This window comes from Maricaulis sp., assembly GCF_034670125.1.
GTDB lineage: Bacteria > Pseudomonadota > Alphaproteobacteria > Caulobacterales > Maricaulaceae > Maricaulis.
In genome coordinates this window covers 312,837-327,614 of sequence record NZ_JAXMOC010000004.1, presented here as the reverse complement: position 1 = coordinate 327,614, position 14,778 = coordinate 312,837, and the positions used below count along the sequence as shown (strand labels likewise).

The 14,778-nt window shown below is 64.2% G+C and carries 13 protein-coding genes; all 13 read right to left on the bottom strand.

Translation table 11 applies throughout. From position 1 onward, the window contains the following. Nucleotides 1-217 precede the first annotated feature (217 nt). Nucleotides 218-1,114, bottom strand: coding sequence for a UDP-3-O-acyl-N-acetylglucosamine deacetylase (gene lpxC / locus VOI18_RS10170; RefSeq protein WP_323762296.1), 897 nt, complete (start codon nt 1,112-1,114; stop codon nt 218-220). A 204-nt stretch (nt 1,115-1,318) separates the two neighbouring features. Beyond that, nucleotides 1,319-2,962 (bottom strand): cell division protein FtsZ, encoded by a 1,644-nt coding sequence (gene ftsZ, locus VOI18_RS10165; RefSeq protein WP_323762295.1) that lies wholly within the window; start codon nt 2,960-2,962, stop codon nt 1,319-1,321. A gap of 139 nt (nt 2,963-3,101) precedes the next feature. Continuing rightward, nucleotides 3,102-3,497 carry a hypothetical protein gene (locus VOI18_RS10160; protein ID WP_323762294.1) on the bottom strand — a complete coding sequence of 132 codons (396 nt, stop codon included), beginning with the start codon at nt 3,495-3,497 and terminating at the stop codon, nt 3,102-3,104. Between the two features lie 105 nt (nt 3,498-3,602). Next, the gene (ftsA, locus tag VOI18_RS10155) at nt 3,603-4,934 is read right to left on the bottom strand and encodes a cell division protein FtsA (protein ID WP_323762293.1); all 1,332 of its coding nucleotides are present in this window, start codon (nt 4,932-4,934) and stop codon (nt 3,603-3,605) included. Further along, on the bottom strand, nt 4,931-5,707 hold the full coding sequence (locus tag VOI18_RS10150) for a cell division protein FtsQ/DivIB (protein ID WP_323762292.1): 777 nt from the start codon (nt 5,705-5,707) through the stop codon (nt 4,931-4,933). The genes ftsA and VOI18_RS10150 overlap by 4 nt, the downstream gene beginning before the upstream one ends. Nucleotides 5,708-5,826: 119 nt before the next feature. After that, nucleotides 5,827-6,774, bottom strand: coding sequence for a D-alanine--D-alanine ligase (locus VOI18_RS10145; protein WP_416374876.1), 948 nt, complete (start codon nt 6,772-6,774; stop codon nt 5,827-5,829). Between the two features lie 18 nt (nt 6,775-6,792). Continuing rightward, a complete protein-coding gene (locus tag VOI18_RS10140) occupies nt 6,793-7,383 on the bottom strand; it encodes a hypothetical protein (RefSeq protein WP_323762290.1) in 591 nt (196 codons plus the stop codon). Beyond that, on the bottom strand, nt 7,380-8,327 hold the full coding sequence (gene murB / locus VOI18_RS10135; RefSeq protein ID WP_323762289.1) for a UDP-N-acetylmuramate dehydrogenase: 948 nt from the start codon (nt 8,325-8,327) through the stop codon (nt 7,380-7,382). The genes VOI18_RS10140 and murB overlap by 4 nt, the downstream gene beginning before the upstream one ends. 274 nt (nt 8,328-8,601) lie before the next feature. After that, on the bottom strand, nt 8,602-10,011 hold the full coding sequence (murC, locus tag VOI18_RS10130) for a UDP-N-acetylmuramate--L-alanine ligase (RefSeq protein ID WP_323762288.1): 1,410 nt from the start codon (nt 10,009-10,011) through the stop codon (nt 8,602-8,604). Further along, complete coding sequence (murG, locus tag VOI18_RS10125; protein WP_323762287.1) at nt 10,008-11,114, bottom strand: undecaprenyldiphospho-muramoylpentapeptide beta-N-acetylglucosaminyltransferase; 1,107 nt, start codon at nt 11,112-11,114, stop codon at nt 10,008-10,010. Before murG ends, murC begins: the two co-directional genes overlap by 4 nt. Further along, a complete protein-coding gene (gene ftsW / locus VOI18_RS10120; protein WP_416374875.1) occupies nt 11,111-12,208 on the bottom strand; it encodes a putative lipid II flippase FtsW in 1,098 nt (365 codons plus the stop codon). The genes murG and ftsW overlap by 4 nt, the downstream gene beginning before the upstream one ends. Before the next feature lie 26 nt (nt 12,209-12,234). Beyond that, entirely contained in the window at nt 12,235-13,659 is a 1,425-nt protein-coding gene (gene murD / locus VOI18_RS10115) for a UDP-N-acetylmuramoyl-L-alanine--D-glutamate ligase (RefSeq protein WP_323762285.1), read from the bottom strand. A gap of 11 nt (nt 13,660-13,670) precedes the next feature. Continuing rightward, complete coding sequence (mraY, locus tag VOI18_RS10110) at nt 13,671-14,774, bottom strand: phospho-N-acetylmuramoyl-pentapeptide-transferase (protein WP_323762284.1); 1,104 nt, start codon at nt 14,772-14,774, stop codon at nt 13,671-13,673. Between the last annotated feature and the right edge of the window lie 4 nt (nt 14,775-14,778).

Here is a 14,778-nt window from a genome sequence, read left to right as displayed (position 1 = left end):
CCGTTCCGACAAGTTTGTAGCGGATGATTGCCTCGGGCAAAAGGCCGCTGTCACTGCACAGTGCGAAAGGTCTGCTTCCCAGGCGTCAAAACACAGGACGGCAACGGCTCAAGGAGCGGTTCGCAAGCGAGTTGTTCGTGGAGTCCGGGGTGCTGGAAACAAGTGCTCTCAAGCCGGGCCAGGCCGGGCAGCGGCTTGGTACGAAGTCAGGGATGGATCAGCGGGCCATGGCCATGGCGCCGGCATCAACGTCGCGCATGCTGACCCATTTCCAGCTCGTCGGGTCATCAAGCAGGGCGCGAACAGCGGCATTGTTGATGGCATGGCCCGGACGGGCCGCGCGATAGCAGCCAATGATCGGAGCGCCAGCCAGGGCAATATCACCCAGCGCGTCGAGCGCCTTGTGGCGGACGAACTCGTCCTTGAAGCGCAAGCCTTCCGGATTGGCGATGCCGTCATCATCGAGCACGACGGCGTTGTCCATGGAGCCGCCACGCGCCAGACCAGCTGCCAGCAGCGCTTCATAATCCTTGCGGAACCCGAAGGTGCGAGCCGAGGCGATATCGTCGCTGAATATATCGGGAGCAATCTCAAAAGCGCAGGACTGTCGGCCGACAGAGGCGTGTTCGAAGCTGATTTCGATCTCGATCGACGGCTTGAGGGCCGGCAGGAAACCGGCGCTGCGCTCGTCGTCTTCCAGCATGACCGGACGCAGGACCTGGATCGCGCGGCGTGGCATGGCGTGGGACTTGAGACCCACCTGGCGGATCAGCTTGACGAAAGGCGCTGACGATCCATCCATTACCGGAACTTCGGAGCCTTCGACTTCGATCACGGCATCATCAACGCCCAGTCCCGCCAGAGCGGCCATCAGGTGCTCGATGGTTGCGACCGACGCGCCGGCTTCATTGGTAATGGTTGTTCCCAAGCGGACTTCGTTGACATTGGTGGCCCGCGCCGCGATCCGGTTGTCGCGATCGGTGATGTCCGAACGCACAAACACGATACCCGCACCCGCACTGGCCGGTTGCAGGACCATGCGGACCCGCTCGCCGGAGTGGAGACCGATGCCTGCGAACACAACAGGTGCCGCCAATGTGTGCCGGTTAATCACAATAACGCGCCATCTTGCTTACGGTTTACGCCCAAACGCTTGACGGCAACCCAGCCGTCTACCTGTGCAGTGAACGACAGGGCGGGTCAGCATTCAATTAAACCATTGTTGCGGTTTGTTACGCGATTGCAGCAAAAGGGGCGACCCGGTCAGGCCGCCCCTTTCACATGTCAGATCAGGACCTTGGCCTGCTCATTGAGGCGGTCAGTTGGCCTGACGACGCAGGAAAGCCGGAATTTCCAGATCGCCCTCTTCGAGACTGTCGCCGAACAGGTCGCCCGTGGCCGGACGCTGCGCGGCCTGGACCGGTGATGTCTTGGTGATCGGCGCTGCTTTCGGGGCCGGTTCAGCGGGTTTCTTGCGACGTCCGAACAGTGAGAAGCCACGCTTCTCGTCCTTGCTGTCGGCAGTTGGCGTCGACGCGCGACGCTCTTCATAGCGCGCGTTCAGGCGCTCTGCCTCCTGGGCCAGACGGGCCTGGTCCTGGACCACCTGAGGCGCCTCGGCCCGCATGTCGGTCTGGGTCGTGCGAACTTCGGTCACATAGGGATCCCGGTCCGCGCTGATCGAGTTCGTTCCGATGGCATCGGACAGGTCTTCAGCCCCGACCGCGCGCTTCATCGGCTCAACCTGGAACTCGTCGCTGCTGTCGGATTCGCTCGGCGCCGTGTCCTGCGCCTCCAGATCAGGTCGCGTTTCGGCGATGCGCGGTTCAGGCGCACGCGTGTCAGCGACACGTTCGACGGCAGGGCGGTCTCCGACCACGCGGCCGGGACGGTCGGAGTTGGACCGTTTCCACGGCAGGATGGCGTCGTTCGGGCTGGACTGGGCAGTCGCAGCGCCGCGTGACTGACGGGCGCGCGGATCAGCCTGGATCATGATCTCGGCATCGATACCGGTCGCAACGACCGAAACGCGCATCGACCCTTCCATCGTCTCGTCAAAGGTCGAGCCGACAATGATATTGGCGTCCGGATCGACTTCGGCACGAATTTCATTCGCCGCCTCGTCAACCTCATAAAGCGTCATGTCATAGCCGCCGGTAATGTTGATCAGGACGCCGGTGGCCCCCTTCATCGAGACATCGTCGAGCAGCGGATTGGAGATCGCGGCCTGGGCGGCTTCCACGGCGCGCTTTTCGCCGCCGGCTTCGCCCGTTCCCATCATCGCCTTGCCCATCTCGTTCATCACGGCGCGGACGTCGGCGAAATCGAGGTTGATCAGGCCGGGCATGACCATCAGGTCGGTGATGCCGCGCACGCCCGAGTGCAGCACCTGGTCGGCCATGGAGAAGGCCTCGGCAAAGGTCGTCTTCTCGGTGGCGATACGGAACAGGTTCTGGTTCGGAATCACGATCAGCGTGTCGACATGATCCTGCAGCTGGTCAATACCGGCATCGGCCAGCTTCATGCGGCGCGAGCCTTCAAAGTGGAAAGGCTTGGTGACCACGCCGACGGTGAGAATGCCCATGTCACGGGCCGCGCGCGCCACGACCGGCGCGGCGCCGGTTCCCGTGCCGCCGCCCATGCCGGCGGTAATGAAGACCATGTGGGCGCCGCCCAGATGTTCGCGGATTTCCTCGATCGAGTCTTCAGCCGATTGCTCACCCACTTCCGGTCGCGCACCCGCGCCCAGGCCTTCGGTGATCGCCGCACCCATCTGGACGCGCTTTTCAGCCTGCGAGCGTTGCAGGGCCTGCGCGTCGGTGTTGGCGACAACAAAGTCGACACCTTCGAGCTTGGCCTCGATCATGTTGTTGACGGCATTCCCCCCGGCGCCCCCGACACCAAAGACGACAATACGCGGGCGCAATTCGGTCGTTTCGGGAATTGAGAGGTTGAGCGTCATGACAGACCCGTTCTCGGCACTGGAAATTAAACAACGATTCACCATGAAGTTTCGCCCCAAGACGCTTAAGCAGGGGTTAAACCCATGATCATTTCGGGTGGCAAATTTCTGTGGCGGGCCGGCACCGGGCCCGTTCGGGTCAGGCGTTTGCAGCTTTGGGAAGCGGCCCGACAAGCCACGCGTCGCGGTCAGCGACCGTGCGGATTGGAGTCATGGCATGCCCCAGCTCGTCCATTCTTCGCGCGAAGGTATTGATCACTTCAGCATCGCGCTCGCCGGCGGGAAGCCAGACTGCAATATTCATCGCATAATTGACGAACGAGTTGAAAAAGTTCGCGATATCATGGGCTTCCGAGCGAGAGACGCGCAAGTTCACACGCCTGAAGTCGATCAGGATCCGCTTCCAGGAACGCGCTTCCACCTGCTCGCACATCTCGACTATGACTTCGGTGGCGCTGTCCCAGTCCTCGTAACCATCGATGATGGCTTCGACACAGGCGTGGTCAGGCAGGATTATCACTCGATTGAAAGACATTGCGCTCTTCTTGCGACTCAAGGTCGGAGGAGTAAGGCGCACACGCCGCCATGTCTTTAACACCGGCGGTAATTGATTATGAAAATCCGTGCCCGGCGGGCGGGATCAGAAGCTCTCGGCAAACCAGCGCCACATTGACGAAGCCCGACCGGCATTCGCCTCGGCCTGCACCCGTCGGGGCATGATCGGCAGACCGCTCATCCGCGGCGGACCGGCAATGGCTTCGGCCGCACCGCGCGTTTCTCGGCGGACAATTCCGGCGGCCGCACTGAAGGCGGGACCGGACACGGCATCGCCCAGACCGCTGACCCCGCACGGGCTGGCAATACGGACCTGTTTGCCGAACACCCTCGCCGCCAGCTCGGCCGCTCCGGGCAGCTGTGCGCCACCTCCGGTCAATACCAGGCGACGACCGGACGTCCGGCCGACACCGGCCGCGTCGAGGCGGTCGCGAATGAGCTCGAATGTTTCTTCCAGCCGCGGCCGGATGATCGAATTGAGCAGCGACCGCGGCGCACTGTCGTAGAGCGCGCCATTCTCACCGGAAACCGAGGGAACCTCGATCATCTGCTGGTCATCTTCAGGGCTGTCGAGCGCCGAACCATACAGGGTCTTGAGACGTTCGGCGGCAGCCAGCGGCGTCGACAGCCCCCGCGCCACGTCGGACGTCACATGAGAGCCACCGACCGGGACCGCATCAATGTGCAGCAGCGCACCTTCCGCGAACACGGCCGCGGTGGTGGCACCGGCACCCATGTCTATCAGGGTCGCGCCCAGCTTGACCTCATCATCAGCCAGGGCCGACAGACCGGACGCGTAAGGCGTGGCGACCACGCCCTTGAGGTCGAGATGGCAGCGCTCGATACAGGTCGACAGATTGCGCAGCGGGCCAATCGCCGCCGTGATGACATGGACTTCGACGCCCAGCGTCTTGCCGAACATGCCGCGCGGATCCTTGATTCCGCGATGGTCATCGACCGACCAGGACAAGGGTATGGCGTGCAGGACGACGCGGTCCTCGATGGCAAATTCGGCCAGCGCACCATCCAGCAGGCGGCGTGGCTCGCGCTCGGTGATCTCCCGCTGCGGCAGATCGATTTCAGCGGCAATCCGCGTCGAGGCCGGCTGTCCGGCCGACAGGGTAACCGTGACAGCGTTGACGGCAATCCCGGCCATGCGCTCGGCCTGTTCGACAGCCGTGCGGATGGCTTCTGCGGCGGCGTCCATATCCACCACGGCGCCGGCGCGCACGCCGCGCGACGACTGATGACCGACCCCGATCACACGCGGGCGCGGGCCGGAGATGGTCTGATCCGTCCGGGCAATGAAACAGGCGATCTTGGAGGAACCGACATCGAGGGCGGCACAGACGCCCTGGGCCTTGGCGCCGCCGACAGCACTGGGCTGACGCGACCGGAACAGATCAAACACACTCACGCTTCACGCTCCCGCATACCGGCCGCCGCTGCCCGGTCAGGCAGGGCCCGGACGATCAGATCGCCCTCACCGCGTAGGTCAAAACTCTCGGCCGCCAGCCGCAGCACGCCGCGCTCGGCCTGCAGGCGCGCGAGGATGGCAATCGACGCCATCACATCGCTCTCGGGCAATTTCACATCGGCGCCGCTCTCCAGGCGCAAATTCCAGCGCCGGTCACCAACCCGAACGGCACCGACCACCCGGCCGGCCACTTCGGGGAAGTGACCCAGGGCATCAACAATCTCGGTCGCCGCCTCATTGGCGCCATCCGCCACAACGAGCGGCAGGTCAGGCGGCGCCATGACGTCGGCGTCGGCAATCACAACCCCGTCCCTGTCAATCACATGCAATCCGCCTTCAACCTGCCAGAGCGCAAAGGCCTCGCGGGTTTCAACGACGATCGCGATGCGGTCCGGCAACAGGCGCGCGACGCGCGCCCGGCGGATCATCGGCATGGCTTCAACACGGCTGCGCACGACCTCCGGATCAATGGAGAAGATGGACTCGCCGTCAGTGATCAAGGAGGCCACGACGATGGCGTGGGCCATCTCGCCGCGTGCACCGGTGACATCGACCGCGCGAACGGCAAAACCGGCATCAGCCAACTGGCTTTCCACCCGGTCGCCGGCCCAGTCGACGACATCGTCAAGCTGTCCGAAAAGCGCAAGTCCGCCCACCGTGACAGCCGTCAGGCCGGCCACGACCAGTCCGCCGAAGCGGGCTGCATTCGCCATACGATATCTGACACCCCGGACCTGGGCCTCGACCCAGTTACGCAAACGCCGCGGTGCGGACACCGCGGCGGACTGGGGTTTGGTCTTGCGACGGCCCGCTTTACGCGAACCGGCACGCCTCACCTTCGACACGACGCATTCTCCGCCATCCATGCAACGAGATCAGAAAACGCGATCCCGCAATACTGCGCCTGTTCTGGCGCTAGTGATGTCGGAGTCATGCCCGGTTGGGTGTTAATTTCGAGTAACCATAGTGGTGTATCGGCTGCCGAATCATACCGGAAATCTGACCGGGTCATTCCGCGGCATCCCAAGGCCTGGTGCGCCTTTACGGCCAATTGCTTCGCCAGATCCGCGACGGCTTCGGTGATGGGCGCTGGTAAAATATGATCCGACCCGCCCGCGGTGTACTTGGCTTCATAGTCATAAAAGGTCGTGTTCGGCTTGATTTCGGTCACACAAAGCGCCCGGTCCTCCATCACCGCGACAGTCAGCTCGCGCCCCGGGATGTAGCGTTCGATCAGGATTTCGTCGCCCAGAGCCCAGGCCGTCGAGCCCAGCTCGGCGGGCGGTCGATTGGCGCCTTCCAGCACGATATGCACACCGACAGACGAGCCCTGCGCATTGGGTTTGGCGACATAGGGCGGCTTCATGACGTGCGCTTTGGCCGCCTCGAACCGGTTGGCGATAATGCCTTCGGGGCAAGGGATCCCCGCCGCACGCAGCACGTCCTTGGCCTTTTGCTTGTCCATCGCCAGGGCCGAGGCCAGCACGCCGGAATGCGTATAGGGCTTGCCGAAATGTTCCAGTACCCCCTGGACCAACCCGTCCTCGCCCCACTCGCCATGCAATGCGTTGAACACGATATCCGGCGCGGCATCGGCGAGCTGCTGCGAGAGTTCACGGCCGGCATCGATCTCGACCACCTCATAGCCGGCATCGCGCAACCCCTTGGCACAGGCCGCGCCCGACACCAAAGACACATCCCGTTCCGGCGACAGGCCACCGAGAAGTACCGCAACACGCTTGCTCATGAGCTCATCCTGGTTGAAGTCCCGCCTCGTCAGTGGGTGCGGGCGGACCGGCTAGTTCAACACTTCGCCTTTGGGGGTGGTCGGACGGACGACCGGGTCTGACAGGGCGATCGCACTGGCACCGGTACTGCGCGCCAGCGTCAGCAATTCGGTCAAAGCCTCGATCGGTGCCGTCCCGAGGTCGACGTGCAGCATCTCATCCTGCAATGACGCGGCGTGAATGAAGCCACCGGTCTGCACGCCCGGCGTCACCACTGGCGTGTCCTTCATCATCCCGAACCAGCGATCAAACCAGCGCGTTACCGCCGCTTCATCCCATTTCGCGTCCTGCAGCTGGACCACCAGTGCGTCCCAGCGGAAGGGATGGAGGTGCAGATGGACGCCCTCGACCGGGCCATCCCAGGACTTGAAGGCCAGCATGTCCTGCAAGCGGAATTCTCGGAATTCCGGCTTGGGCTGGAGCTGGGTCGCGAAATCAATGCGGTAGAGATTCCGGATCAGCGACTTGTCGTGCTGGATCGCGAACGGATGCTCGCTGACACCCTGGGGGAAATGCTTTTGCATCTCCGGCAGCCACTGGGTGTAGGCCTGTACGAATTTCTCTCGGATCGGTTCGATCGCCGCGGCGACTGGATCGGTCATCCCGCTTGCCCCTCTTGTTTCTGGTCGCCGGAGACCCGGCCGATACGCCGGACTTCCCAGCGCAGCTCGATATCATGTTGCTGGCGAACCCGCGCCCGCACGTCCTCGCCGACCTGCTCGAGGTCAGCCGCGCTGGCCGTGCCATCATTGATCAGGAAGTTACAATGTTGCTCGGAAAAATGCGCCCCGCCAACGCGGTAGCCGCGCCCGCCGACACTGTCGATCAGCTCCCAGGACTTGCGCTGGTTCGGCGTGCCGGGCGGATCGGGATTGGCAAAAGTCGAGCCGGAGGTCTTCTCGCGGATCGGCTGTGTGCTCTCGCGCCGCGCCGTGATCGCAGTCATCCGCTCGGTAATCGCGTCCGGATCATCGGCCTGCCCCAGGAACACCGCCGCGGTGAAAATCCAGTCCTCCGGCGCCGAGCAATGGCGATAGGAATAGGCCAACTCTTCCGGCGAGGCGATGATGCGGCGTCCCATCCGGTCCAGCGCAATGACTTCGACCACCACGTCGGATGTTTCCTGGTCATAACAGCCGGCATTCATCCGCAGCGCGCCGCCAATCGTGCCGGGCACACCTACCAGGTATTCCAGCCCGCCAATCCCGGCCTTGGCCGCCGCCTTGGCGACCATCTTGTCGAGCGCTCCGGCTCCCGCGCGCAGGCGATGCCCGTCCAGTGCCTCGGTCTTCGCGAACGCTCCCGCCAGACGGATCACCACACCCGGCACCCCGCCATCCCGCACCAGCGTGTTCGACCCGGCACCCAGCACGGTCACCGGAATCCCGTCCGGCGTCTCCGCCAGGAAGCGGCACAGATCAGACTCGTCGGCCGGGAGGTAAAGCACATCCGCCGGCCCACCAACCCGAAGCCAGGTCAGGCCCTTCAGCGGCGCAGCCTCGATATACTTGCCGCGGACAGAGGGGAGTTGGGCGAGGAGACTCATGCCGCGCTCCATCCGCCCACGCGATCCCGCAAACAAAAACCAGTCCCGATTGTCATCCCGGCCGGATGCCCGGCCCTGAGCCGGGCGGAGAGCCGGGACCTATAATCCCGGTGCGTTCCGAAATGGTCGCGGCGTCGAAATCGCGCCTGTTGTTGGCGGTCGTCCGTAGCTATGGGTCCCGGCTCTGCGCCTCGCTTTCGCGAGGCATTCGGCCGGGATGACAAGGTGAGTGCGTTTCCTGGATCGGGAACGGTGACGGAGTCGCTGGCTCGCCTCACTGGCCCAAAGCCTCCAACTCACCCGGCAAGGCATAGGCCCATTGCGTGATATCACCGGCGCCGAGGCAGACGACGACATCGCCCTCGCCGGCCCGTTTGGCGACGTCGGAAGCCACAGCATCCCGGGTCGTGGCGCCGGCATCGCGGTGACCGTGCGAGCGGAGGCTCTCGACAAGGTGCGCCTGGTCGGCGCCCTCGATCGGGTCTTCGCCGGCGGTATAGACCGGGGTCACCAGCACGCTGTCAGCATCGTTGAAACAGGTCGAAAAATCATCGAACAGATCGTGCAGGCGGCTGTAGCGGTGTGGCTGCATGACCGCGATCACCTTGCCGGTCGCGGCCTGACGGGCGGCTTTCAGCACGGCAGCAATCTCGACCGGGTGATGGCCGTAATCATCGATGATCGCCGCGCCCTTCCATTCGCCGGTGCGGGTGAAGCGACGCTTCACCCCGCCGAATTGACCCAGAGCCGTCCGGGCACCCGTTTCGGTCAGGCCGAGCTCGCGGGCCGTCGCCAAAGCAGCGACCGCATTGAGCACATTGTGCTCGCCCATCATCGGCAAAAAGATATCGCGCCAGACGGTCTCGTCCTGACCACGCAGGCGGAAGCGGACATCGAAGGTCGCGCCGGTCGGATCCATTTTGAGGTTTTCCAGCCGGGCATCGGCCTGCGGGTTCTGGCCATAGGTGATGACGCGGCGGTCCTCGACCCGGCTGGCCAGGGACTGGACCTCGGGATGATCGGTGCACAGGACCGCGAACCCGTAAAAGGGCAGGTTCTCGACAAACTGGAAGAAGGCCTGCCTCAGCGTGTCGAAATCGCCGTAATGCTCCATGTGCTCGGGGTCGATATTGGTGACAATGGCCACGGTCGAACGAAGCTTGAGGAAGGAGCCATCGCTCTCATCCGCCTCGACTGCCATCCAGTCACCCAGCCCGACCTTAGCGTTCGAGCCATAGGCGGAAATGATGCCGCCATTGATCACGGTCGGATCGACCCCGGCGGCATCCATCAGCACCGCGACCAGCGAGGTTGTCGTCGTCTTGCCGTGTGTGCCACCGACCGCGACGGCGAATTTCAGGCGCATCAGCTCGGCCAGCATTTCCGCCCGGCGGACAACCGGGATCTTGGCGGCGCGGGCTGCAACCAGTTCGGGGTTGTCCGGCTTGATGGCCGAGGAGACGACGATGGCACCCGCCCCGTCGACATTGTCGCCCGTGTGACCGATGGCGACGGTCGCGCCCAGCCCGGTCAGGCGCTCGACATTCGGGTTGGCCTTGATGTCGGAGCCTTGCACCTTGTAGCCCAGATTGAGCATGACCTCGGCGATGCCGGACATGCCGATTCCGCCAATGCCGACGAAATGGACGGGGCCGACTTCAAACGGCAGGGCGGTAAACTTCATACGAGCGCTCCGGTGACCAGGCCATCGACCGCCCGCGCCAGCCCGTCGGCGGCATCAGGGCGGCCCAGCGCACGCGCCGACTGGGCACGGCTGGCGAGGTCGTCAGGGTTGGACAAACGGGTTTCGACAAGGGCCGCGATCTTCTCCGCGGTGAATTCGCCCTCATGGACGACATCACAGGCGACCGCCTGGACGAGGCCGTCGACATTGGCAGACTGGTGGTCGTCAGCTGCGATCGCCAGCGGGCAGAAGATCGCCGGACGCCCGACGCCTGCGACTTCGGAAACGGTCGAGGCACCAGCGCGACCGATCACCAGATGGCTGGCGGCATACAGCGACCCGACATCCTCGAAAAAGGGTTCGCAGCGGGCCGTGATGCCGGCAGCCTGGTAGGTTTCGCGTGCCATGGGGAGGGATTCCTCGCGGGTCTGTTGGACCACATCAAGGCGGGATCGCAGCTTTTCCGGGACCATTGCCAGCGCCTGCGGCACGGTTTCCGACAGGATGCGCGCGCCCAGGGACCCGCCGAGCACGAGGATGTTCAACCGCCTGTCGGCTTCGATGGCCAGGTAGCCGGCAGCCCGCGCGGCGATGATCGGCGCGCGCAGCGGGTTGCCGGTCAGGATGTGACGCTTTTTCGCCTTGGCGGGCAGACGGTCGAGGCGTTCGAAACCGGAGGCGACGAATCCGGCCCTGTCAGCAAAAACCCGATTGACCCGGCCCAGCACGGCGTTTTGTTCGTGGATGGCGAAGGCAATGCCCATCGAGCGGGCGACCGCCAGGGCCGGAAAGGCCGGATAGCCGCCAAAGCCGGCGATCACGTCCGGCTTCCACTTGCCGACAATCGAGCGCGCCTGGGCAAAGCCCTGGGTCAGTTCGAGGGCGGCCCGGGCCAGCTTGATCGGGTTCTTCGTCGACGGGCTGGCGGCATGGATCTCGTCTACCGCGACCGCCGGGAAGTCGGTCGCGTGACGCAGGCCGCGGGCATCGGTGACCAGACGCACCTGCCAGCCCCGCGCGATCAGCGCTTCGGCCGCGGCGCGCGCGGGAAACATGTGGCCGCCGGTTCCCCCGGCCGCAATCAGACAGCGGCGCGGTGTCATGCGGAGAAACGCGGCGTGTAGGCGCCGGGACGGCGACGGGTGAAGGCCAGCAGGAGGCCGGCGCCAAACGCAAGGGCAAGCATGGACGAACCTCCATAGGAGACGAAAGGCAAAGTCATGCCCTTGGGTGGAATGAGGTTCAAGTTTACGGCGATATTGACCAGGCTTTGCAGTCCGAATTGCAGCGCAAGTCCAGCAACCGCCAACTGCGCGAAACCGTCCTGCAGTCGCATCACCTGCATCCAGGCCCGTGTCACGAGGATGGCAAACAGGCCGATGATGGACAGCGAAGCCATCAGGCCGAACTCCTCGGCAGCGACCGAGAAGATGAAATCGGTGTGGGCATCAGGCAGAAGATGCTTCACCTCGCCCTCGCCCGGCCCGACCCCGGCAATGCCGCCGCGCGAGATGGCCTCGGTGGCGCGGTCGATCTGATAGGTGTCGCCGCTCTCCGGATTGAGGAAACGGTCCACCCGTGAGGCAATATGCGGGAAGGTGACATAGGCCAGCGTCGACCCGGTCGCCGCCAGGCCGCCCAGCACCGCCACCCAGATCCAGGACAGGCCGGAGGCGAAGAAAATGCCGCCGAAACACAGGGTCAGCAGCACCGATTGGCCGAAATCGGGCTGCAGCATCAAGAGGGCAATGGCGACCGCAAACAGACCGAAGGCGATGATCCGCCCGGGCACCGGGGCGCCACGCTTCTCCTCGGAAAACAACCAGGCCGCGGTGACCAGCAAGGCCGGCTTGAGGAATTCCGAGGGCTGCAAGGAGAACGGGCCAAATCGCAGCCAGCGGGTCGCGCCCTTGACCTCATGGCCGACGAACAGTGTCGCCGCCATAAGGATGAAGGCCCCCATCAGGGCGATCACGGCCAGTCGGCGTGCGCCCTTGGGAGACAGGGCCGAAATGCCCAGAAGGGACAACAGGCTGAGACCGGCGAACACGCTTTGCCGGTAGAGGAAGTAGAACGGGTCATCCAGGCCAAGACGCTCGGCGGCGGCCGGGCTGGCCGCCATCGACAGGACAAGCCCGGTTGCGACCAGAGCCAGGACAACAAACAGCAGCGTCCGGTCGATGCCGCGCCACCACATGCCCAGTGCCCGCGAGAATCTCTGTATCACGCAACACCCTCCGGTGTGCGGTCAGCCGCGACGCGGTCATTGACCAGGGCGCGGAAGGCGTCGCCACGGGCCTCATAGCTGGTGAACTGGTCAAAGGAGGCGGCTGCCGGCGACAGCAGCACGACCTGCCCGGCCTCTGCGCACTCCCGGGCGTCGCGGGTGGCGGCGGCGATGGCGCCAGCCAGGTCCCCGCATTGCTCGACCGGCAGATGACCATCGAGTTCACGGGCGAAACCGTCAGCGGCCTCGCCGATCAGATAGGCCTTGGCGACCCGGTGAAATTGCGGCTTCGCGGCATCCAGCCCTCCCGCCTTGGCCCGGCCACCGACGATCCAGCGGATGCGGTCATAACAGCCCAGAGCCTGAACGGCGGCCTCGGCATTGGTGGCCTTTGAGTCATTGATATAGGTCACGCCAGCCAGACTCGCCACGCGCTCCTGGCGGTGCGGCAATCCCCCAAAGCTCGCGATCGCCTCGGCCGCCGCGCGGCCGGAAACCCCCAAGGCGCGCACCGCGGCCAGCGCCGCCGCAGCGTTCTGGGCATTGTGCCGCCCCGGCAGGGTCAATACACCGGCCAGGTCGACAACCGGATGGGAGGCACAGTCCAACGCGTCATAGACCCGGTCCCCGAGCGCGTAGACGCCGCGTGCAAACACCCGACCGGCCGAGATCGGAATGACCTCTTCCTCGCGGCGCTGGCGGCGCAGGGTCGAGAAATAGGCCGAGGTCGGATTGTCATCGATGCCGATGATGGCGATGCCGCCGGGTTGTTGCATCTCGAACAGGCGCTTCTTGGCGCGGAAATAGCCGTCAAAATCGCCATGCCGGTCAATATGGTCGGGCGTCACGTTCAACAGGATCGCAACGTCACAGGCCAGCGAGTGGGTCAGATCGAGTTGATAGGAGGACAGCTCGAGGACGTAATAACTGCCCGGACGCGGCGGCGCTTGCGCCAGAATGGCGTCGCCGATATTGCCGCCGACCACCACATTGCGGCCGGTGGCCCGCAGGATGTGTCCGATCAATGCCGTCGTGGTCGATTTGCCATTGGTGCCGGTGATGCCGATCACCTTGGGTCGGCGCTTTTCGGGCAAGCCGGCCAGGGCGTGAGCAAACAGCTCGATGTCGCTGATGATCGGGGCGCCGACGGCCTGGGCCAGCTCAACCATGTGATGCGGCTTGGGATGAGTCAGCGGGATGCCCGGCGACAGGACCAGCGCGGCAATGTCGCCCCAGTCACGCCGGTTGAGATCATCCAGCGTCAGGCCTTCCGCGGCGGCACGCGCGCGGGACGGCTCGGCGTCGTCCCAGCAGGAAACTGCTGCGCCGCCTGCCTCGAGGGCCTTTGCCGTGGCTATGCCTGTGCGCCCCAATCCGAACACAGCCACACGGCGGCCTTCATATGCGTGGATCGGGATCATGAGGGCCTATCCTAGCGCAATTTCAGCGTAGCGAGTCCAATTAGTGCAAGTATGACCGCAATAATCCAGAAACGGATGACAATGGTCGGTTCGGCCCACCCCTTTTTCTCGAAATGGTGGTGGATCGGCGCCATGCGGAAGACCCGCTTGCCGGTCAGTTTGAAGCTGGCCACCTGCACCATGACGGAGACCAGTTCGAGGACGAAAAGGCCACCGACGATGGCCAGAACCAGCTCGTGCTTAATGGCCACCGCGATTGTGCCCAGCGCGCCGCCGAGCGACAGCGAACCGGTATCGCCCATGAACACCATGGCCGGCGGTGCATTCCACCACAGGAAACCGATGCCGGCCCCGATCAGTGCGCCACAGAAGATCAGGATTTCACCCGCCCCGGCGGTATAGTGGACCTGCAGATATTCCGCGAAGTCGACCCGGCCGACGACATAGGCGATCACGCCGAACGTTGCGGCGGCGATCATCACCGGCACGATGGCCAGCCCGTCCAGCCCGTCAGTCATGTTCACGGCGTTGCCGGATCCGACGATGACGATACAGCCGAAAACCAGGAAAAGCGGCCCGATATTGATCATCAGGTCCTTGAAGAAAGGCACGGCGATGGAGGTTTCCACGCCAGGATCGACACCCAGCGCGCGAGCGGTATGTGTCGCCCAGATCACCGCGACCAGCGCGATGGCGAACTCGCCAACCAGTTTGAAACGTCCACCGAAACCGGCCGTCGTCTGCTTGGTGACCTTCAAATAGTCATCGATGAAACCGATCACGCCGAAACCGGCAGTGACGAAAATGACAATCCACACATAGGGATTGGACAGATCGGCCCAGAGCAACGTGCCGACCATAACGCCCAGCAGGATCAGGAAGCCACCCATGGTCGGCGTCCCCGCCTTCTCGACAACATGGCGCTCGATGCCTTCGGCCCGGATCGGTTGACCCTTGCCCTGCTTGCGACGCAGCCAGCTGATCATCGGCTTGCCGAAAACAAAGGCGATCAGCATCGCCGTCATCAGGGCGCCGCCCGTCCGGAAGGTTATGTAGCGAAACAGGTTCGCCAGCTGCAGGTCTTCAGCCAGCGGCGCGAACAACAAATAGAGCATGGGC